11 protein-coding genes are annotated in these 23,903 nt (G+C 43.9%); all 11 read left to right on the forward strand.

The window, feature by feature from the left end; genetic code table 11:
* The first annotated feature begins 130 nt into the window (after positions 1 to 130).
* The 11 genes from RRG12_RS21245 (at position 131) to RRG12_RS21295 (ending at position 23,839) form a co-directional block, all read left to right on the forward strand.
* Entirely contained in the window at positions 131 to 1,471 is a 1,341-nt protein-coding gene (locus RRG12_RS21245) for a DUF4910 domain-containing protein (protein ID WP_420760641.1), read from the forward strand.
* Positions 1,472 to 2,273: 802 nt separating this feature from the next.
* Positions 2,274 to 2,438, forward strand: coding sequence for a CopG family transcriptional regulator (locus RRG12_RS21250; RefSeq protein ID WP_084226972.1), 165 nt, complete (start codon positions 2,274 to 2,276; stop codon positions 2,436 to 2,438).
* Positions 2,439 to 2,913: 475 nt separating this feature from the next.
* Positions 2,914 to 4,695: a ShlB/FhaC/HecB family hemolysin secretion/activation protein gene (locus tag RRG12_RS21255; protein ID WP_420760642.1), complete on the forward strand. Its 1,782-nt coding sequence runs from the start codon at positions 2,914 to 2,916 to the stop codon at positions 4,693 to 4,695.
* 191 nt (positions 4,696 to 4,886) lie between these two features.
* Positions 4,887 to 7,409 (forward strand): filamentous hemagglutinin N-terminal domain-containing protein, encoded by a 2,523-nt coding sequence (locus RRG12_RS21260; protein WP_420760643.1) that lies wholly within the window; start codon positions 4,887 to 4,889, stop codon positions 7,407 to 7,409.
* A gap of 14 nt (positions 7,410 to 7,423) precedes the next feature.
* Complete coding sequence (locus RRG12_RS21265) at positions 7,424 to 10,345, forward strand: filamentous hemagglutinin N-terminal domain-containing protein (RefSeq protein WP_420760644.1); 2,922 nt, start codon at positions 7,424 to 7,426, stop codon at positions 10,343 to 10,345.
* 316 nt (positions 10,346 to 10,661) lie between these two features.
* A complete protein-coding gene (locus RRG12_RS21270) occupies positions 10,662 to 13,133 on the forward strand; it encodes a filamentous hemagglutinin N-terminal domain-containing protein (protein ID WP_420760645.1) in 2,472 nt (823 codons plus the stop codon).
* A gap of 198 nt (positions 13,134 to 13,331) precedes the next feature.
* Positions 13,332 to 15,770: a filamentous hemagglutinin N-terminal domain-containing protein gene (locus RRG12_RS21275; protein ID WP_420760653.1), complete on the forward strand. Its 2,439-nt coding sequence runs from the start codon at positions 13,332 to 13,334 to the stop codon at positions 15,768 to 15,770.
* Positions 15,771 to 16,169: 399 nt separating this feature from the next.
* Positions 16,170 to 18,914, forward strand: a complete 2,745-nt coding sequence (locus RRG12_RS21280) for a filamentous hemagglutinin N-terminal domain-containing protein (RefSeq protein ID WP_420760646.1) — start codon at positions 16,170 to 16,172, stop codon at positions 18,912 to 18,914.
* Between the two features lie 50 nt (positions 18,915 to 18,964).
* Positions 18,965 to 19,582, forward strand: a complete 618-nt coding sequence (locus tag RRG12_RS21285) for a Uma2 family endonuclease (protein ID WP_420760647.1) — start codon at positions 18,965 to 18,967, stop codon at positions 19,580 to 19,582.
* A 495-nt stretch (positions 19,583 to 20,077) separates the two neighbouring features.
* On the forward strand, positions 20,078 to 22,729 hold the full coding sequence (locus RRG12_RS21290; protein WP_420760648.1) for a CHAT domain-containing protein: 2,652 nt from the start codon (positions 20,078 to 20,080) through the stop codon (positions 22,727 to 22,729).
* Positions 22,730 to 22,918: 189 nt separating this feature from the next.
* Positions 22,919 to 23,839, forward strand: coding sequence for a DUF928 domain-containing protein (locus RRG12_RS21295; protein ID WP_420760649.1), 921 nt, complete (start codon positions 22,919 to 22,921; stop codon positions 23,837 to 23,839).
* The last annotated feature ends 64 nt before the right edge of the window (positions 23,840 to 23,903 follow it).

The raw sequence follows: 23,903 nt of genomic DNA on the forward strand, positions 1-23,903 counted from the left end.
TACAAAAATCTCATGATTTTTGTAGAGTGCGTTACGCTATCGTTAACACACTCTACCTATCTTTCAAAAATTATTAGTTCCATATAAATTTTTATTGCATTCTTAAATATATATAAATGAGGTAAATCTAATGGTAAACAATAATCAATCTGTAATTGATTACAAGATGCAAACTACTTTCACAACAAGTGATATTGCTGAAGATATCTATCAACTGATAACTAAACTATATCCTATCTGTCGCAGCATTACAGGTAATGGCTTTAGAGAAACACTGAAAATTATCCAGCAATATATTCCTTTATCAATCCAGCAAGTACCGACGGGGACTGAGGTATTTGATTGGATAGTTCCTAAAGAATGGAATATTAAAGAGGCCTACATTAAAAACTCTCAAGGTAAGAAAATTGTAGATTTTGCTAACTCGAATCTACACATTGTTAATTATAGTATTCCAGTACATCAAAAGCTATCTCTTCAAGAACTAAAAGCACATTTATTTACACTTGCCGATTATCCTAATTGGATTCCCTACCGGACTTCCTACTATCAAGAAACTTGGGGCTTTTGTCTGAGTCACAATCAATATTTAGAACTAAAGGATGAAGAGTATGAAGTCTTTATTGATTCTTCCCTTGAACCAGGTCATCTGAGCTATGGTGAGTATTATATTCCAGGAGACAGTACTGATGAAGTCTTAATTTCTTGCCATGCCTGTCATCCTTCACTGTGTAATGATAATCTTTCGGGAATTGCGATCGCTACTTTTATCGCTAAATATTTAAGTCAAACTACACCAAGATATTCCTATCGATTTCTCTGGATTCCAGGAACCATTGGCTCAATTACATGGTTAGCTCTCAACGAGGCTAAAGTAAATAATATCAAACATGGCTTGGTATTATCTTGTTTAGGAGATTCAGGAAATTTTACTTACAAAAAAAGCCGTAGAGGTGACGCGGAAATTGATAAAGTTGCTGCTTATGTACTCAGAAACTCAAAACAAAATTGCGAAATTATAGATTTTTTACCCTATGGCTATGATGAGCGACAATATTGCTCACCTGGATTTAATTTAGCTGTAGGTTGCATGATGCGATCGCCTCATGGTACTTTTCCCGAATACCACACCTCAGCAGATGATTTAAATTTCGTTCAACCCCAATATCTTGCCGAGTCATTTTTTCAATGTAATTCGATATTGGATATCCTCAATAATAACGAAATCTACTACAACAAAAATCCCAAATGTGAACCACAGTTAGGTAAAAGAGGAATATATCGGGCAGCTGGTGGTCACAAAAATAGCGAACTAAATGAAATGGCAATCTTGTGGGTTTTAAATTTATCTGATGGTCACCATACTCTTCTAGATATTGCAGAAAGGTCGGGAATGCCATTTGATGTGATTAAATATGCTGCTGATACATTATTAACACATGACTTGTTAACAAGTGAAAAGCAAAAATAATCTCTCTGAGAAGATATTTGGACAGTTTTAAACTGTACTAAAAAACCTCTCTCCGTTTTGGGGCTACGGTGTACACACAAGTCCTAAAAACCTATCTTGACGAACCTTTCCTCGTTCGTTCCCATACTCTGTATGGAAATGCATTCATTGAGTCTCTGACTCAATATCTGAACATCCTCTTATACCAATTCTTTATGAAGCTGCATAGAATTCGATCCCCCCTAGCCCCCCTTATAAAGGGGGGAATTCAAAGTCCCCCTTTTTAAGGGGGATTTAGGGGGATCAAGATATGTGCAACTTCACATTAAATTGGTATTAGCTCGACTTTATCCATTTTTTCGCAATGTGATGTCTACGCTATCGCTGAAACTTTTGTGGTACAGAAGTTTTCTTTTTTAGCTTCATCAATAATCTGTGATGTGGAAAAAGTATTTGCTAAAAGCCAGGCTTTTGCCGGATAAAGAAAACCGAGTTCTTAATTTTGGATAAAGTCGAGCTTAGAGAATTGATATGACATTACAAATTTTTTTGTACTATTTTCCTTATGTAGTGCGTAATAACACTTATTTGTCCTACATATTTTTGATCTTATTTTTACATTTTATTTACAATTGCTGCCCAGAAAGTAGCTAAACTTTATACTCTAGGATATACTTTACCTCTTCACTATTGTTTATAAAAATATCCTATCCAACTTCATGATTACTTGAATCAAATGTCATTACTTATACCATTGTAGTAGCAGTTTACATGATTGATATTAGAGAAGTAGTTTAAAACATAGCTTGTCTAATACATATACATGAATAAAAAATGGGCTGCTAAACGACTTACAATCAACCTCACATCAAGTGAGGCACAGAGACTTGAACAATACTGTTCAATCACGGGAAGACCCGCAACTGATGTAATTAGAGAGTTAATTCGCTCTCTTTCTTCTAAGGAGGAAAAAGCCTCTGAAAACTAGGAAATCACACTGTACAAAAAAGAAACCCAGGGTAAGTACATTTCAATTTGTGAGTGTATAGTCCTTAACAGTTATCAGCTAACGGTTAATCCGCATTAAAGTTAGGGGATTTCAATAAGAACACTTTCTTATAAGGTGACGCTCCGACGCCGCTAACAGAGTGAAGACTTCCTCCACTCTGACTTTTTTTTGGGATATTGTGCAATCATCTTGATACATTTGCGTAAGAAAGCGGGAAGCTGACGCAACAGTGGGAGTCTTAAACCGTGAACTTCCCTCTGGTCGCGGCAGGAAACAGAGAGCATCAGGCAGTTTTCCTCCAGCAATAACTGCCTGATGCCTTCCTTGATAAATAGTAATATTACTGATTTTTTTTAGAAAAATTTAAGTTAGATATAGTGGCTGCCATGTATTTACTTATACTTTAGAAGTATTAAGGATTCGATCTGTAATTTAATTTATTTAATTACAAATAATGATTAGAAGAACCTTGGTTATAAATCAGCCAGAGGTAGGCAAGTTCGCGGGCAAACTGAGGATTTTTTCTGGATGTCTAACACTTAGCTTTGCGATCGCAGCAGTATTATGCAACTATCAAAATGCGATCGCCCAGACTCCCAATCCTCAGACATTACCCCCAGGTCGATTAGAGGATATTCCTGAAACTCCGTTACCGTCAGATGTTCTACCCAAGCCAACAGACAAGAATCAACTGCTTCCATCCCCAGAACTACCGAATCAGCCAATTGGGGAACAGGGTGACTTTAATGCCAGATTTCGGGTTGATCGCATTGAAGTTTTGGGCAGTACAGTTTTCAAAGCAGAACAGTTTACCGCTGTCACAGCTGCTTTTGTGGGACGAGAACTGACCTTTGCTGAGTTGTTGCAAGTTAGAGATGCCATCACAAAGCTTTACACTGATAACGGCTATGTAACTACAGGGGCGTTGATTACACCACAGACAGTAGAAGCTGGGGTGATCAAAATTCAGGTGATCGAAGGCACTGTGCAAGAAATCAAGATTATCGGTAATAGACGATTGCATAGTCAATACATTCGCGATCGCATCCAACTTGGTACTGGCAAACCGCTAAACATACCGCGCTTACTAGAAAAACTACAACTACTCCGTCTCGATCCGCGGATTCAAAACCTGTCAGCCGAGTTGCAAACAGGACTGCAAGTGGGAACTAATGTGTTGCAAGTTGAGGTTGAAGAAGCAGAAACTTTTAAACTGACAGCAAATCTAGATAATGGGCGATCGCCCAGTGTCGGCAGTTTTCGTCGAGGAGTGGATCTGCAAGAAGCCAATTTATTGGGCTTGGGCGATACTCTGAGTGTGGGATACGCCAACACCGATGGCAGTAATACAGTTAATGTCAATTACGCGCTGCCAATTAATCCCCGTAATGGCACTGTATCTTTCGGTTTTAGCCAGGGATGGAATCGCGTCATTGAAAAGCCATTCAACGTTCTTGATATTCAGTCAAATAGCCGTTCTTACGAATTGAGCTATCGGCAACCACTGCTGCAAAAAACAACCGAAGAATTGGCAATCGGGCTGTCATTTTCGCGTCAGGAAAGCCAAACTGAGTTAGGAATTGACAACATTGGGCCGTTTAAACTCTCCCCTGGTGCAGATGCGAACGGAAAAACTAATATTTCGGCTCTGCGCTTTTTTCAAGAATATACCCAACGAAGTAACCAGTATGTATTTGCGGCGCGATCGCAATTGAGCTTTGGCGTAGATTGGTTCGATGCTAATGTCAGTGATAATGAACCAGATAGCCGCTTTTTCGCATGGCGGGGACAGGCGCAGTGGGTGCGGCAATTAGCACCGGATACTTTATTTTTAGCTAGGGGCGATTTCCAATTGGCAGCAGATTCCCTAGTGCCTTTGGAGCAATTTGGTCTTGGTGGACAGCTAAGTGTACGAGGCTATCGTCAAGACGCATTACTCACAGATAATGGTCTGTTATTTTCCGCAGAATTTCGAGTCCCCATTGTCCGCGCGAAAAAGATTGACGGGGTGCTGCAACTGACACCCTTCATTGAAGTTGGCAAAGGCTGGAATGTTAAGGGCGAAAATCCATCACCAAGTACACTTCTTAGTACTGGGTTCGGGCTATTGTGGAAACAGGGCGATGACTTCTTAGCCCGCCTAGATTGGGGCATTCCTCTGATCTCAGTGGATGGTGAAAGGCGATCGCTCCAAGAAAATGGGTTGTACTTCTCGGTACGCTATTCACCATTTTGAGATCGGTTAAACACTATACCGTTTTGGGCATCCTAAATACAAAGTATAAATAAAGGCTTGGCGATGAATGCGACCTCTACCAATACTTGTCGGTTAAGGGGAAAAGGGGAAGGGGAAAAGGGGAAAGAAAAAACCTTTAACCTTTAACCTTTAACCTTTAACCTTTTCCCAAACCCTATTCCGAGTTAAAAATGCACAAAGCGAGCAGTATTGCGACCTCTACTTGGTTGATATGTGGTGGAATAGTGCCGTTGATCGTAATGCCAACCTGGTGCAGCTTTGCCAATGCTCAGGTAGCTCCCGATGGCACATTGGATACTACTGTCTCCCAAAGCGCTAATAACTTCACCATCATCAACGGCGATCGAGTTGGTAATAACCTTTTCCACAGCTTTAGCCAATTCTCAGTTCCTACAAACGGCTCGGCATTCTTCAACAACGCCTCAGATGTGCAAAATATTTTCAGTCGCGTCACTGGAGGCAGTGTTTCATACATTGATGGTTTAATTCAGGCGAACGGTGGCGCTAATCTGTTTTTGCTTAATCCTAGTGGGATTATTTTCGGCGCCAATGCTCAATTGAATATCGGTGGTTCGTTTATCGGTACAACTGCCAACAGTATTAAATTTACTGATGGTGTTGAGTTTAGCGCGATTAATTCCCCAGCGACTCCACTGTTGAGCATCAACGTTCCCGTTGGTTTGCAAATGGGTAGCAATCCCGCATCTATAACCGTTCAAGGCACAGGACACTCCTTGAGTAATCCTGGTGGACTGCCTCTTGTGACTCAAAATCCGAGTGCTACAGAATTGCGGGTACAGCCGGGAAAAACTCTAGCTTTGGTGGGTGGCAATCTGGAGTTGAAGGGGGCAACGCTCACCGCCAAGCAAGGGCAAGTAGAATTAGGCAGTGTGAGTGGTGCAGGATTGGTTAGTTTGCTCCCAACTTTACAGGGGTATACTTTGGGATATGAAGATGGGCAAAACTTTGGTGATATTCAGCTAACAGGGCGATCGCTATTAGATATCAGTGGGGTGAATGCAGGTTCCGTTCAAATTCGGGGGCGACACATTCAATTCACCGATGGCTCTCTGGTGCTGGCACGAAATTTAGGCAATCTCCCCGGCGGCGACATTCGCCTTCAGGCTACAGAGGCGATTGATTTGATTGGCACAACATTTGATAGCACAATTCGGAGCGGGGTACGTACCGAAGCTGTGGGTGTCGCAGCTAGTGGGAACATCAGTGTAATTACTCCCCGTCTTACCCTTCAGCAGGGAGGGGGGTTGAATAGCAATTCAGTTGGAGTGGCCCCCAGTGGCAATATCCACATTGATGCAACAGCAATTGAAATGTCTGGCTTCTCACCAATCAATCCAAATAGCGTTAGTACCCTTTCTACTTCTGTTTATGGTTCTGGAAACGCTGGCGATATCTCCATCAAAGCCAATAGTTTACTGGTGTCAAATGGTGCATCACTGATTTCAGCTACATTTGGTAGAGGCTCCAGTGGTAAAGTAGCAATTCGCACTAATCACACCACTGTGATGGGACAAAGCCCCGCCGGGCAATATAGCAACATTAGCTCAACTACATTTGCAACCGGAAACGCCAAAACTTTGACCCTAGATACCGCCAAGTTGCAAATTCTGGATGGGGGAGCAGTTGCGACAACCACATTTTTTGCAGGTAATGGGGGAGATATAAGCATTAACGCTACGGAATCCATCGAAATCAGTGGTCGCAGTCGGAACAATAACAGCAGTATCAACTCATCTACCACTCGACTAATTCCACAACTGCGGCAGAGATTCGGTTTGCCAGATATACTCACAGCGAATGCCGGCAGTGTGAGCATTACCACGCCGAACCTGACGGTGACAGATGGCGGAACAGTCAGTGTCACCAGTCAAGGTAGTGGAAATGGTGGCAGTCTCAACATTACAGCCAATACCATCCGATTAGACCGTCAAGGAAGCATCCAGGCACAAACAGAATCAGGTGATGGAGGTAATATCGCCTTACAAGTTGGGAAGTTGTTGCTGCTGCGTGACAATAGTGCGATCGCAGCAACAGCAGGTGGTAATGGTGATGGAGGTAATATAAACATTAATGCACCCATCATCACCGGATTAGAAAACAGTGACATCATTGCTAATGCCATTAAAGGTCAGGGAGGCAATATTCAAATTACCACCCAAGGCATCTTTGGGCTGAAGTTAAGCGACCAACTCACACCAGATAGTGACATCACCGCCAGTTCGCAATTTGGGTTGAGTGGCACTGTTCAAGTTAATACTATCGGTGTTGATCCAAATTCTGGCTTAGTCCAACTACCAGCAAATGTGGTTGATCCATCGCAGAAAATTGCCACAGGTTGCACGGGCAATGAAGGCAGTCGGTTTGTGGCAACGGGACGGGGTGGTGTGCCGCAAAATCCAACGCAGCAAGTGACAAGCAATCGCATTTGGTCTGACATCCGCGATATCTCTGCATACCGGACAAATAGTGAAATCACAGCCCAAATTCCCCCATCCCCAAAAGTTATTGACCAAGCGACTTCCTGGCATCGCAACCCCCAAGGCAAAATTGAGTTAGTTGCAGATAAATACCCTGCTCAGACCCAACAAGTATTAACTTGCGCTGATCTACTTACAAGTCTTAACAATGTTAGCAATAACACCATTGATGGGAACTCTAAACATAGAGTATAAAAGGAAACTTGGCGATGGGTGTTAATTCTGGTTGTTTGGGTTTAATTGGTGGAATATTGATAGGTGCAATATGGTGTGACTTTAGCAATGCCCAAATTATTCCCGACGGAACCCTCAACACCACTGTCTCCGCAAATAGTAATAATTTTACTATTACAAATGGAAATCGTGCTGGCAATAACCTTTTCCACAGCTTCAGCCAATTCTCAATTCCCAGCAACGGCTCGGCATTCTTCAACAACCCCTCAGATATTCAAAATATCTTCAGTCGTGTCACTGGGGGGAGTGTTTCCCAAATTGATGGTTTAATTAAAGCCAATGGTAGCGCCAATCTGTTTTTGCTCAATCCTAGTGGGATTATTTTCGGCACTTATGCTCAATTGAATATTGGTGGTTCATTTGTGGGGACAACGGCGAGTAGTATTAAGTTTGCTGATGGGACTCAGTTTAGTGCAGTAAATTCAGCGACAGCACCATTATTAATTATGAGTGTACCCATTGGTTTGCAACTGGGTATTTCTGCTGGTCAGATTGAGGTGCAGGGTAATAGTAATGATGGCATTGTACCTACTAGTAACTTGGGAATAGTAGCTTCTCCAGGAAAAACCATTGCCTTAGTTGGAGGAGATGTTACGTTTACAGGTGGTGTAATTACTGCTCTTGCAGGTCGAATTGAAGTGGGTGCAGTGGCTAGTGGGACTGTAAATCTGACTCCCACACCCACTGGATGGCAATTAGGTTATACACAAGTTGAAAATTTTCGAGATATAAAATTTACGGAGCGTTCTTCTCTGTGGAATCCCGATCCTGTTGGCAATCCTTTTGGGGGTATTCAAGTCGTAGGGCGAGATATTACCCTGGATCAATCCCAAATTGCCGCCGCCACAGCAGGAACTAGGCAGGGTGGTAATATTACGGTGAGTGCAGAGCGATCGCTCTTTTTGGGTGGTGTAAATCCTCAAGCTCAAGCTCCGAGCGCCTGGATTGTCAATCAGGTGGCTCCAGGAGCAACTGGGAACGGGGGAGCAGTGAAACTTCAAGCAGGCGATTTGACTTTACGAGATGGTGCAGGTATTGAAACCCTCAGCTTAGGTGCGGGAGCCGCAGGTAAGGTGGAAGTCGTAGCAGATACCATTGCGGCCAGTGGTGTCGTTGCTCTGCAATCTCCTTTCTTTGCATCTACTAATATTAATAGCCGTATCGCCAGTCAAGTGTATGGATCGGGAAATGGGGGAGATGTTGCCCTGGTAGCTCGAAAACTTATGCTGGAAGATGGTGCTTCAGTCACAACATCCGTATTTCCTGGAGCAACTGGACGGGGTGGAAATATTTCGGTCGATGTCGCAGATGAGATTTATTCCTTACGAGTGAATTCCATTGGGTTTCAGGCCAGTGGTATTACTGCTTCCACATTTGGAATTGGTAATAGTGGAAACATCTATGTTTCTTCAGATAAATTAAATCTCATTGATGGAGGAACAATTAGCACCATTACTTCTCGCTTGTCAGGAATACCTGGTACGGGAATTGGTAACGCTGGAGATGTTACCTTAGTTGTACGTGAAGCGAGCAATTTAGTCGGAGTATCACCCATTTCTCCCTCCCAAAATAGCTTTATTGGCAGTCTCAGCACTGGCTCTGGTAATACTGGCGATGTGTTAATAACGACACCAATACTATCTATCCAAGATGGTGCTACCTTGGGAGTGATTACTGTGCCAGTGGTTGGTGGACTTGGAGACCCCAACCAGGTAACTAATCTGGGAAGCAATGGCTCTGTTACTTTAAATGTAAGCGATCGCTTAACCGTTAGCGGTCTCAGTCCCATAACTGGCGGCAGTAGTGTTGTCAATAGCGTCAACTATAGCAGTGCCAAACCTGGAGATGTCACAATCACAACCAATCAATTGCTCGTTCTTAATGGTGGGATCATCAGCAACACAACTGTGGGAACTGGTGATGCTGGGACTTTGACAATCCAAGCCAATGACATTCTGATCGATGGTGAAAATAATTTTGCAGTGATCGTTGCTAATGCCCCCCTTTTGGATGCCACTAATCGTAGTTTGTTTAAGCTTCCAGACTCTCCCACCGGCAACACAGGTGTTATCAACATCAATACTCAGCAATTAACCCTTCGTAATCAAGGTATTATCAGCGTTACTCATCAAGGTATTGGTAATGCAGGAGAGTTAAACATCAAAGCTGGTCGATTATTTTTAGATACTGGGGCAATTACTGCAACTACGGCATCTGGAAAAGGCGGTAACATCAATCTAGCATTAACAAATATACTTTTGGCTCGTAATGGGAGTCAAATTAATGTCGAAGCACGTGGTAATGGTAATGGTGGCAATATCAACATCAATGCTCCGGTGATTATTGGGTTAGAAAACAGCGATATTATTGCCAATGCTTTGAATGGTAATGGTGGCAATATTCAGATTAGTACTCAAGGCATCTTTGGCTTAAAATTCCGCGATCGCCTCACCCCAGAAAGTGACATCACTGCTAGTTCCCAATTGGGTATCAACGGTATGGTAGATATTAATAACTTCGGTGTTGATCCCAATTCTGGTTTAGTAGAACTAGCAGCAAATATAGCAGACCCATCGCAGCAAATTACCGCAGGTTGTTCTGATAATAAAGGCAGTAGTTTTGTAGCGACTGGAAGAGGTGGAGTACCGCAAAATCCTAATCAGGAAGTGACAAGCGGTGTCTACAACGGGCTACGCCTACGCACTTGGTCTGATATCCGCGATATCTCTGCACACCGCAAAACAGGTAATGTAACTACCCAAATAACAACCTCCCCAGAAACCCTTATTCAAGCTACTTCCTGGCATCACAACGCTCAAGGAAAAATTGAGTTAATTGCAGATAAATCCACCACCCAGGTGCAAACATCATTAACCTGTACTGCGGTTCCCAACTGAAGTCTGAGCCATTGGCATATCTACAGCAAGTTCCGTTTTCATCAAGATAACTACTAAAACTGTTGATGTTGTTCAAACGCAATGCCATTTAGGGAATTCTATTTATAAGAAGAATTCAGAACTCAGGAGTCAGAAAACAGGTATGAATTCTGTACGAGTGGGTGACGAATATTGGTTAAAAGTGAGTGGAATAGTGGGCGAAAAAAACTAAAATATTCTCGCCTTAAAACTCTATCCCTTTATGGGTGGAGTATTCTGAATTCTGAATTCTGTATTCTGACTCCTGTTTTATACAAATATTAATGGGAACCGAGCGATGAAAGCACCCTCTGTTTGCCGGGGTTTGATCAATGTAATGCTGACAGGTGGGATGCTCCTTTGGTGTGGCTCTGTGAGTGCCCAGGTAACTCCCGATCGCACTCTCAATACTACTGTCTTCCAAAGCGGTAATAACTTTACTATTACTAACGGTAGTGCCGCCAACAGTAACCTATTTCACAGTTTTCAGCAGTTTTCGGTTCCCACTGGCGGTTCAGCTACCTTTGATTTAGTGAACACGCCCAATATTTCTACCATCTTCAGCCGTGTTACTGGCGGTAATATCTCTAACATCGATGGCTTGATTCAGACAATTAACAGCAACAACCCCGTCAGTCTGTTCTTGATCAATCCTAGTGGGATAATCTTTGGAGCCAATGCCCAACTAAACATCGGGGGTTCGTTTATTGGTACAACTGCCAACAGTATTATATTTGCCGATGGTGCTGAGTTTAGTGTAATTAATTCTGAATCTGCCCCCTTGTTGAGCATCAATGTTCCCATTGGCTTGCAACTGGGCAGCAATCCCGCACCCATAATCGTTCAAGGTACAGGACATACTTTGAGGAATATCAGTGGACTGGTTCTGCTTCCTCCGATTCAGACTCCCAGTTCTACAAAACTACGGGTACAGCCGGGAAACACCTTAGCTTTAGTGGGTGGCGACATACATCTAAATGGGGCAAACCTGATCGCTGAAAAAGGGCGAGTTGAATTGGGTAGTTTAAGCGGTGCAGGATTGGTAAATCTGATACCAAGCGCACAGGGATATACACTGGGATATGGGAATGTACAAAGCTTTGGTGATATTCAGCTGGCACAGCGATCGCTATTAGATATCAGCGGTGTGAATGCAGGTTCCGTTCAAATTCAGGGTAGGCAAATTCAATTCACTGATGGCTCTCTGGTACTGGCGCAAAATTTTGGCAATCTCCCCGGTGGTGACATTCGCCTTCAGGCTACAGAGTCCATTAATCTGATTGCCAAAACAGCTGATGGCACAATTCAGAGCGGAGTGCGTAGTAATGCTTTGGGTATGGGAGCTAGTGGGAATATCACCGTTATTACTCCCAACTTCAATATCAAGTCGGGAGCAGGGTTGAATAGCACAACTTATGGAGCAGCTCCAAGTGGCAATATTTATATTGATGCGATCGCTATTGAACTATCTGGCTTTTCACCCACTAATCCCGCTGACGTCACCACGTTAAACACTACTACACTAGGCACTGGAAATGCTGGTGATGTTTTCGTCAATGGTAATAGTCTACTAGTATCAAGCGGGGCCTCACTATCTTCGACTACCTTTGGTAGTGGTTCTAGCGGTAAAGTGACAATTCGTAATACCAATACCACGGTGATCGGAGAAAGCCCGTCTGAACTCTACAGCAACATTAGCTCAACTACATTTGCAACCGGAAGTGCCAAAACCTTGACCCTAGATATTGCCAAATTGCAAATTTTGGATGGAGGAGCAGTTGCCACCACCGCATTTTTTGCCGGTAATGGGGGAGATTTAAGCATCAACGCTACCGAATCAATCACAATCAGCGGTCAAGGTAGAGCAACTAATAGCAGCATTAACGCCTCTACCATCCGACCCGATCCGTTATTGCGGCAGCGATTCGGTTTGCCGGATATATTAACAGCGAATGCCGGCACTGTCAGCATTACCACACCGAACTTGACGCTGACGGATGGTGGGACAGTCAGCGTTACCAGTCAAGGCAGTGGAAATGGTGGCAATATAAACATCAGTGCAGACACCATCCAATTAAAGAATCAAGGGTTTATCCAGGCACAAACAGAATCCGGGAATGGTGGTAATATTGCATTGTCCGCCAGAAACCTGTTACTTCTGCGGAATAATAGCCTGATTACCTCAACAGCTGGCGGCTCAGGGAATGGGGGTAATATCAGTATCAATGCACCCATCATCGCCGGATTAGAAAATAGTGATATTGTCGCCAATGCAGTTGTAGGTAACGGTGGTAACATCCAAATCACCACCCAAGGCATATTTGGCTTACAATTCCGTCCTCAACTCAGCCCAGAAAACGACATCACCGCCAGTTCACAATTTGGCGTAAGTGGCACTGTTCAAGTTAATACTATCGGTGTTGATCCAAATTCCGGCTTAGTTAAACTACCAGAAAATATCACTGACCCATCGCAGCAAATTACTACAGGTTGTGCCGGCAGTGAAGGCAGTCGGTTTGTGGCAACGGGGCGGGGTGGTGTGCCGCAAAATCCCAGTCAGGAAGCGAGGAGCAATCGCACTTGGTCTGACATCCGGGATATCTCTGCACACCGCAAAATGGGTAATTTAAATGCCCAAATTCCAGCATCACCGAAAGTTCTCACCGAAGCCACAACTTGGCATCGTAACGCAAAGGGCAATGTTGAATTAATTGCGGCTCATCCAGCTAACTTACAGCCATCTTTAACCTGTGCTGCGATGTCAAAATAATCAGTCCCGATGCTGGAAATGGTAAATTCAAATTATTTTGATTCTAGGCAATAGTTGTTCTCAACACGACTATTTCGGGAATCTTAAGACTATCAGTTAAAAGTAAGTATTTATGCCATGAGAGCGATGCCTAACGACAAGCCGCAAAGCGTCTACGCTTTTCTATCTGCACTCACAACAGGATTTTTGGCTTCCGGGATGGTATTACCTGTGATACTCCTTTGGAGTGGCGACGCAAATGCTCAAGTGATATCTGATAGTACTACCAACAGCATTGTCAATCCAAACGGTAATAATTTTACCATTCTTAATGGTATTGAAAAAGGTGATAATTTATTTCATAGTTTCAGTAATTTTTCGGTGCCAACTGGTGGTTCCGCTAGCTTTGATTTAATCAATACACCCAATATTACAACTATATTTAGTCGAGTTACGGGTGGAAGTGTTTCCAATATTGATGGCTTAATTCGGACTCTTAATAGCAACAACCCTGTTAGTCTGTTTCTGCTCAATCCCAGTGGAATTGTGTTTGGGCCTAATGCCAGTCTGAATATTGGTGGTTCATTTGTTGGTACAACTGCCGACAGTATAGTATTTGCGGACGGGTTTAAGTTTAATGCCACCAATGCTACGCCACCCTTATTAACTATGAGCGTACCTGTTGGCTTACAATTTGGCAGCAATCCGGGAGCTATTACAGTCCAAGGGTTAGGACACAATGCCCAATTAGGCGACTCGCTTCAGGTTTCTGGACTGAACATCGGCACAAGAGGATTACAGTTGCAACCTGGAAAAACGCTAGCATTGCTGGGTGGGAATGTTGCCTTGGATGGAGGGTTGCTCTCCGCACCAGGAGGACTAATAGAACTGGGTAGCATCACTAACGGAAGCGTCGCCCTCAATTCCATCCCTCAAGGATTTGCACTAAGTTATCCCAATGCTTCGAGTTTTGGCGATATTCAGATCAACCAACGAGCTTTAGCATCTACACGCGATCTCAGTAATGAAAGTGGAGGAGCAATCCAAATTCAGGGGAAACAGGTCAGTATCCGAGATGGTTCGCTGATATTAGTGCAAAATCGCAGCAACCAAACTGCTGGCAATATTGCAATCAATGCTACTCAGTCCCTCCAGATCATCGGCAAGTCTCCTGATTTTAAGAGTTCCAGCAGTTTAGTTAATGAAACTATATCCTCCGGCGCGGCAGGGAATATTATCATCACCACTCCACAATTGAATATTGATCAAGGTGGGTATATCTTCAACCGTACTTTTAGCACAGGTCTGGGTGGCAACATTGCACTCAATACTGGTGAAATGCGGGTCAACGGTTTTGCATTTGGCGACCCTTCTCCTTTCCGAGCAGTCAGCCAGATATTAGCCGCTTCCTATGGGACTGGGAAAGGTGGAAATGTTGCCATCTCAACTCAAAACCTGTCTATTTTAGCTGGCGGCAATATAGCAGCAAGACCCTACGCTTCAGGCAATGGCGGCGATGTCAGCGTGAAGGCAGATACGATTCAGGTGACAAATGAGGGAGCGCCAAACGGTCTTTATTTTAGTCTGTTGTCTACTGCCACATTCGGGTCTGGTAACGCAGGGGATTTGAAAATCGATACCCGCACACTGTCGATTCAAGCTGGCGCCAGAGTGTCTGCTTCTAGCATAGTTTTAGGAAATGCGGGTTCACTGACTATCAATGCGTCTGAATCGATTGATGTCAATGGTGTAAAAGATGCACAAAATCCCAGCTATATTGGTACGGCGGTTCGTCCTGTTTTTGGAGTTTCTAGGGCTAATTCCGGTAGTACCACGATTAACACCCCAGTTCTTAACATCAGTAATGGTGCAACGGTTTTTGTCCAGAATCTTGGCTCCGGTAACGCTAACACCCTGAAGATTAATGCCAACACCCTACGACTCGACAATGGGGCAAGCATTTCAGCATCCACAAAAGCAGGCGAAGGTGGTAATATTAATTTCCAACTGCGGGATCTACTACTCATGCGTCATGGCAGTTTCATTAATGCAGAAGCTGGTGGCAGCGGTAATGGCGGCAATATTACGATCAATGCTCCGATCATTGTGGGTTTAGAAAACAGTGATATTATTGCCAATGCATTTCAAGGAAGGGGTGGCAATATTCAAATTGCAACTCAGGGGATTATCGGACTAAAGTTCCGTCCCGAACTTACTGCCGAAAATGACATCACTGCTAGTTCGCAATTTGGCGTAAGTGGAACTGTTCAAGTTAATACTATCGGTGTTGATCCAAATTCGGGTTTATTCCAACTACCAGCAAATGTCACTGACACATCGCAGCAAATTGCGACAGGTTGTGCCGGCAGTGAAGGCAGTCGGTTTGTGGCAACGGGGCGGGGTGGTGTGCCGCAAAATCCTAGTCAGGAAGCGAGGAGCGATGTCTACGACGGGCTACGCCTACGCACTTGGTCTGACATCCGCAATATCTCTGCATACCGCAAAACGGGTGATTTAAATGCCCAAATTCCAGCATCACCAAAGGTTCTCACCGAAGCCACAACTTGGCATCGCAACGCAAAGGGCAAAGTTGAGTTAATTGCAGCTCAACCAGCCAACTTACAGCCATCTTTAACCTGTGCAGTGGTGTCAAACTAATAGTCTGTCCTATTAGTTCTGAAGGGTTATAAAAGTTTGTAGTAAGAACTTGAGTCCTGGATTTTTAAGCACTTAAGTGCTTACTACAAACCTTGTAAAATTAATGGGACAGACCACTAATCAGTCCCGATGCTGGAAATGGTAAATTCAGATTATTTTGATTTTAGTAGTTCGCTTTCGTGACGCAAGCGGGGTAAAGGGGAAGGTGGGGCCCCCTCTGAGGATAAGGGGCAGGGGGAATGGGTAAAGGGTTTAAATCCCTTACCCTTTTCCCTTTCCCTAGTCCTCACAACCGCATTTTTGGGTTGGCAGACTACTAGGCAATAGTTGTTCTCAACACGACTATTTCGGGAATCTTAAGACTATCAGTTAAAAGTAAGTATTTATGCCATGAGAGCGATGCCTAACGACAAGCCGCAAAGCGTCTACGCTTTTCTATCTGCACTCACAACAGGATTTTTGGCTTCCGGGATGGTATTACCTGTGATACTCCTTTGGAGTGGCGACGCAAATGCTCAAGTGATATCTGATAGTACTACCAACAGCATTGTCAATCCAAACGGTAATAATTTTACCATTCTTAATGGTATTGAAAAAGGTGATAATTTATTTCATAGTTTCAGTAATTTTTCGGTGCCAACTGGTGGTTCCGCTAGCTTTGATTTAATCAATACACCCAATATTACAACTATATTTAGTCGAGTTACGGGTGGAAGTGTTTCCAATATTGATGGCTTAATTCGGACTCTCAATAGCAGCAACCCTGTTAGTCTGTTTCTGCTCAATCCCAGTGGAATTGTATTTGGGCCCAATTCCAGTCTGAATATTGGTGGTTCATTTGTTGGTACAACTGCCGACAGTATAGTATTTGCGGACGGGTTTAAGTTTAATGCCATCGATGCCACACCACCCTTATTAACTATGAGCGTACCTGTTGGGCTGCAACTCGGAGCCAATGCCGGAACCATTCGCACCCAAGGAACGCCAGCACTCAATTTCCTTTTTCGCCCCTCGCAAATATTCAAGGCTCAAACTGTGGCTTTGGTAGGTGGTGAAATCGACATCAATCAGACTAGTTTAGCTAATCCAGACGGAAGAGTTGAATTATGGGCATTGCGGAATGCTGAAGTTGGGTTGAATAATCAAACTGGATTGCAACTAACTAGCCCCATTTCTGCTAATTGGGGAACAATTGCGCTACGCCAATCCTCGCTCATTGATACTAGTGGGATTAATGGCGGAGCAATTAACATTCGGGGACGGGGTTTAACACTTCAGGAAGGTTCAGGAATTTCTTCTGCTACTGGTAATTTTGGTCAAGGGCAGGGTATCACTGTCAAAACCACAGAATTTGTAGATTTGTTGGGACTCTCTGCCCCAGCGAATTATGACACCCCTGGATTATTCACCAATGTATCGGGAACTGGGGCAAAAGCAGGAGACATTATCATTGAAACTGAACGTTTACGGATTCTGAATGGAGCTTGGTTGCAGTCCATTAATAATGGCTTTGCCTTTAACTTTTCGACTTTTCAATCAACCCCAATCAAAGATGCTAGTACTGGAAATATTACTGTTCGTGCTAAAGATGTGGAAGTGAACGGATACAATCCATTTCCCTCTCCTTTTACTGGTATTGCTAATTTCCGACCTAGCGCTATTACTACTTTGGTAAATGGTGGTAACAGGAATAATAGTGGCAGTATCACCATTGATGCAGATCGAGTTCATCTGCTCAACGGAGGTCGCATCAGTACAAATATCATTGGCTTTAACTTCCCTGGTTTTGAGTTCATTACTACTGGCAATGCAGGGGACATCTCGATCCGTGCTGCTGAGAGTCTCGAAATTAAGGGGGTCACACCTTCTGGATTGACTGGTGCTGTCATCAGTGGAATTCAACCTTTTGCAGAAGGTTCAGGGGGCAATATTACTATCGACACTGGACATTTGCAACTAGCAGATGGTGGGGCTATATCTAGTGCGCTATCAGGTACTGGCAAAGCTGGAAATATCGAGATTCATGCAAAAGATGTAGAGGTTAGCGACCCAGTGATCGATAGTTTTAGCCAGACAGTTAGTGGCATTACCGTTGCAGTGGGTAAGAATGCAGTCGGTCAGGGAGGAAATGTGATTGTGGAGAGCGATCGCCTACGTATTTTTAATGGTGGACAGATCACCTCATCCAGTTTGGGTCAAGGATCTGCTGGCAGTGTCAATCTGCGAGTCAGTGATATAGATGTGCAGGGCATCTCTCAGCCTTTACCTGATGGTCGAATACTGCCCAGTACTATCACTGCATCCTCAGCAAATACCTTTACTGCTCGGTCAGTGAATATCACGGCTGATAGCTTGCGTGTCCGTGATGGGGCAGAAATTAGCGTCAGCAATTCTGGAACAGGGGATGCGGGTAATCTCAATATCAACGCCAGTAATATCTTCCTCGATAATGGAGCCAGCCTACGAGCCGAGGCGAATGGAGGTAGTCGTGGTAACATCCGTCTCCAGGCAAGTGATTTGCTCTTGTTGCGACGCGGCAGTAACATCATCACTAATGCCCGTGGTGCTTCTACAGGAGGCAACATTGAAATCAGTGCGGGGTCTATTGTTGCTGTCCCAAAAGAAAACAGCGATATTTCGGCTAATGCTGTACTCGGACAAGGTGGCAGCATCCAAATTACTACTCAAGGTATCTTCGGATTGCAATTTCGCGACCAACTCACACCAGATAGTGACATCACCGCCAGTTCTCAATTTGGAGTGAGTGGCACTGTTCAAGTTAATACTATCGGCGTTGATCCAAATTCCGGCTTAGTCGAACTACCAGCAAATGTCACCGATCCATCCCAGCAAATTGCTACAGGCTGCGCGGGCAATGAAGGCAGTCGGTTTGTGGCAACGGGGCGGGGTGGTGTGCCGCAAAATCCTAATCAAGAAGTGAGGAGCAATCGCACTTGGTCTGATCTCCGCGATCTCTCTACACACCACAAAACTGGCAATGTAACAACACAAATATCACCATCATCAAGAACTCTTATTCAAGCTACTGGTTGGAGACGCAATGCTGACGGTAAAATTGAGTTGATTGCTGCTCAAACAGACTACATACAACCATCTTTAACCTGTGCTGCGGTGTCGAACTAATTAATCCCAACCTTGGAAATGGTAAAGTCAAAACAATCGGAGGTTTTGATATGGCTCAAGTTTTACCCAAAAATTTTAATTTTGAAGAATTTATTGCATGGCTGCCAGAAAACACCGGGAAGCGTTATGAATTACACGATGGGATAATTGTAGAAATGTCTCAACCCAGTGGAAAACATGAAAAAGTTATGGGATTTTTAGCTGGGGAAATTACTGTTGAATATAAGCGATTAAAGTTACCCTACTTTATCCCCAAAACAGCATTAGTAAAACCACCGAGAAAATCGTCGGGTTACTTGCCAGATGTCATATTAATCAAGGATGCGAATCTACACAATGAAGAATTATGGTCAAAACAATCTACTGTAACTCAAGGTGAATCCATCCCTTTAGTTATTGAGGTTGTCAGTACAAATTGGGAAGATGATTATTACACCAAGTTAGGTAATTACGAATCAATGAAGTTTCCCGAATATTGGATCGTTGATTATGCAGCTTTGGGAGCAAGAAAATTTATTGGTAATCCGAAACAACCAACTATTTCTATTTATAATCTAGTTGATGAAGAATATCAAGTAGCTCAATTTAGGAATTCTGAACGTATTATATCCGCTACTTTTCCAGATTTAAACCTGACTGCTAATCAGATTTTTAATGGTGCTTTTTAGAGCATTTTTTTGAGGTACAGTTTTGGTAAGTGTAATACAGCAGATTTCAAGTTAGTGAAGTACACAAGCTAAGTCCCAAAGCCAGATATAAAGCCTGCTTTTCTACGAGACGCTGCGCGTAGCTTGCTTCTACGTAGGAGTATGCATATACATGAATTGCCCCTACAGTGTATATATAGGAATCCGCTTTGATTTCTGAACTAATTTGCGTAGGCAGGCAATAGGCAATCTTGCTACAGGAAAGAAGGCTTCTTAGTTGTACTGAGTTTTTTCAGAAATCAAATATGAGTCCTATATAGTTTTGCGTAAGTCCTAAACCTGTGTTGCGGTTAAGATGAGTTAATTTTTCTGGGGTCAAATGGACTAACTAATTCCCCGAAGCGATCGCCCCCTAAAGACTAATCGATGAAAGTTGCAATTGATAGATCCCTCGATCCGTTGGGCAATATGTAAGTGAGCGTTGTGACTGAATCTTTAAACTATCAGTAATTATTTATGCTTTTCCAAATTAAACAACGTCGCTGGCTATATATCAGTCTCAGTATTTTGAGCTTGTGTTTAGCAGTGGCCATTACACCTGCTAGAGCATCTCTGCAAGTACCAACAACTTCTACCCTGAATGTGTCTGCATCCACTTCCCAACCAATCAATTGGCTAGAACAGGGACGAAATCTCTACCATTCAGGACGTTTTGTGGAAGCTGTCACAGTTTGGCAAACGGCAGCACAACAGTATCATAACCAAGGCGATCGCCTGAACGAAGCTCTAAGTTTAAGTTACCTCTCACTAGTACAACAGGAACTTAATCAATGGGAAGCAGCACAAAAGTCTATTGAGCAAAGTCTGAAACTATTGCAAACCTCTATTCCCTCTGCTGATCCAATTCTTTGGGCACAAGCACTCAATACCCAAGCAAATTTGCAATTACATACTGGCAAAGCCGAAATTGCGATCGCTAGTTGGCAACAAGCTCAAAAATATTATGACCAAGCAGGTGATACAATGGGAAGCCTGGGTAGTCAAATCAACCAGGCACAAGCTTTACAAAGTTTAGGATTTTATCGGCGTTCTAAACAACAGTTGGAGGCGCTGACTGAAAAACTCCAAGGGATGCCAGATAATGAAATCAAAGTTAGCGGATTGCGATCGCTTGGTTTAGCCTTGCAAATAATTGGCGACTCTAGTAAAAGTCAACAGGTTTTAGAGCAAAGTTTAGCGATCGCTCGCCAAATTTCAGCCCAACCGCAGTTGAGTTCTATTCTGATCAGCCTGGGCCAAACTGCCATTGACTTGCAAGATCCAGAAACGGGATTAGATTACTTTGAACAGGCTCAACTCTTAGCCACCAACCCAAGCGATCAGTTGCAAGCGCGTTTAGCTCAGTTTAAACTTTTCCTCAATTACGATAAACCGGAGTTTGCTAACCCACTCGCACCTCAACTACTCCAACAACTCCGAGAACTACCCCCCAGTCATACATCTCTCTACGCAGCAATCAATTTTGTTGCTACTGTCAATTATCACCAATCAAATTCTGACGAAATCCTACCACTCAAAGATTTGGCGCAATTGATGGCAGTCACAGTCAAGTCTGCACAGCAAATCCAAGATACTCAAGCAGAAGCTTATGCATTGCATCAGTGGGGAAAACTCTATCGTCGTACACAGCAGTTATCACAAGCACAGGAGTTAACTCAGAAATCCCTCAACATTGCCCGTCAACTCCAAGCTAGCGATATTATTGCTCAATCGGCTTGGCAGGCGGGACAGTTATATAAACAACAAGGCGATCGCGATCAAGCAATTACTGCCTATACAGAAGCAGTCAATGCTTTAAAGGCACTGCGGGGGGATTTGGTGGCTATCAACCCTGATGTTCAGTTCTCTTTTCGCACCAGTGTGGAGCCTGTCTACCGGGAACTGGTTGATTTACTTCTACAGAGTGAAAAACCAGGGAGCAGGGAGAATAAAGAGGAATTGGGGCAAGGGTACAAACCCAAGGCATTCGCCTCTGCACCCCGCCCCCCTGCCTCTGATCAACCCAGTCAAGCAGCACTGATGCAAGCTCGTGAATTGATTGAGGCACTCCAAATTGCCGAACTCGATAACTTTTTTCGGGAAGCCTGTTTAGATAGAACTCAACAGATTGATCAAGTTGATCCCACTGCAACTGTCGTTTATCCGATTATTCTGCCAGATCGTTTAACAGTAATCCTCTCGAAAGCAGGGCAACCACTCCGTTCCTATGTCATTCAGAAATCTCAAGCTGAAATTGAGCAAACTCTGGAAAACTTTTTGGTTACTCTTAACCCTGTTTCGGATTCCAAAGATCGGGATCGATTATCCCAACAGATTTATGATTGGTTGATTCGTCCAGCAGAGGTGGATCAAGCATTCATTGATACTAAAACATTGGTGTTTGTTTTGGATGGTCGATTGCGGAACATTCCCATAGCAGCTCTTTCTGACGGTAAACAATATCTGATTGAGAAGTATGCTGTGGCGCTCTCACCAGGATTGCAATTGATGGCTACACGATCAAACCACATCGGTGCGATCGTGGGTGGTATCAGCCAATCCCGCGCTGGTTTTAGTGCTTTACCCGCTGTGGAATCAGAAGTGAAACAAATTTCCAAGGCGATGTCCTCCTCTCTGTTGCTGAACCAGGAATTTACCAGTCAAGCCCTTGCTGAACGAGTGAAATCTAGTAGCGCAGGTATTGTCCACCTCGCAACCCACGGACAGTTTAGTTCCCGCCTCGAGGATACTTTCTTGCTCACTTGGGATGGACAAGTCAACGTTAAAGAGTTATCCGAACTCTTGAAAAATCGGGGTAGCGATCCATCGAAAGCCATAGAGTTGTTGGTATTAAGTGCCTGTGATACAGCAGCCGGAGACGATCGCGCCGTCCTGGGATTGGCGGGTTTGGCTGTCAAATCCGGCGCTCGTTCAACTGTTGCCACCCTATGGCCCGTCAAAGATCGGGCAGCTGCAATGCTGATGACTCGCTTTTATGACCAACTGCGACAACCTAAAATAACTAAAGCCGAAGCACTAAGACAAGCACAAATTAACTTAATTCGCCAAACTGATTTCCACGATCCGTTTTTTTGGTCTGGCTTTGTTTTGATCGGCAACTGGATTTAGCTACGTAATAACACTGGTTAAAATGTAAGACAATTATGCTGTTTTTTTACATTTTTTTAGTGCTAATCGCTTATGCTGATAGTAGAAGTTACCTAACTTGACTGTTACTTAGACTTATCTCTAAGCTTCTGTCCATAGTCGAAGGAAACATATTTTGCATCACATTGCAATTAAATGAGGTCAAACATTATGAAACGTCGATATTTAGCTAGTACATTGAGCGTCATCGCTCTGATCACTAGCAGTGCATGGACTACTGCCCATGCTGTTACATTTACCCCGCCCACCAACAATGGTGCGCCTAGACAAGCAACCGGAGGTGCTTCTCGCGGTAGTCTCTTTACTCCTAGTGCCGGCAGAGGTGCGCCCAGACAAGCAACCGGAGGAGCTTCTCGCGGTAAACTATTTACTCCTAGTGCCGGCAAAGGTGCGCCCAGACAAGCAACCGGAGGAGCTTCTCGCGGTAAACTATTTACACCTGCCGCCGGAAAAGGCGCTCCCCAACAAGCAAGTGGGGGTGCTTCTCGCGTTGGTACTTATTACTTGAATCCATCGGCTGTAAGCACAAAAGAACCAGCAGCACTAATCGCCCTCTTGCCCCAAAGCTTCTATGGCACAACTGTGTCTGAACGTCCCACAATTCTGGTGTATCTCCCATCTTCCAATGCTCAAGAAGCCTTGTTCAGCCTCAAGGATGAAGCTGGCAATATGCAACATCAGATGAGCATTCCAGTTGCAGGAAAAACTGGGGTAATCGCGATTAAATTACCAGCCGATGCGCCCGCTTTAGCTGTTGGTAAAAACTATCAATGGTTCCTAGCGCTCAAAGTAGATGGACAACTCAGCCCTAGTACGCCTTATGTCGATGGTTGGGTTCAGCGTATCCAGCCCAATGCTGAGTTGGTAACAGCAATGCAAGAAAAAGATGCTCTAAAACAAGCTACAGCTTTGGGTAAAAACGGTGTTTGGTATGACTGTGTAGCAACACTTGCAGCGACATACACCGCCCAACCTAACAATGCAACTCTCCGCAAACAATGGGAAGAACTTCTGTCCTCAGCGAGTTTGAAGGAGATTGTAACAGCGAACTTATTGGCATCTACCAACTAATGCCAATTTGGGCATTGGGGATTCGGCATGGGGCATGGGAAGAGACAAGGTAGACAAGGGAGAG

The sequence above is a fragment of the Nostoc sp. CALU 546 genome, from assembly GCF_048836525.1.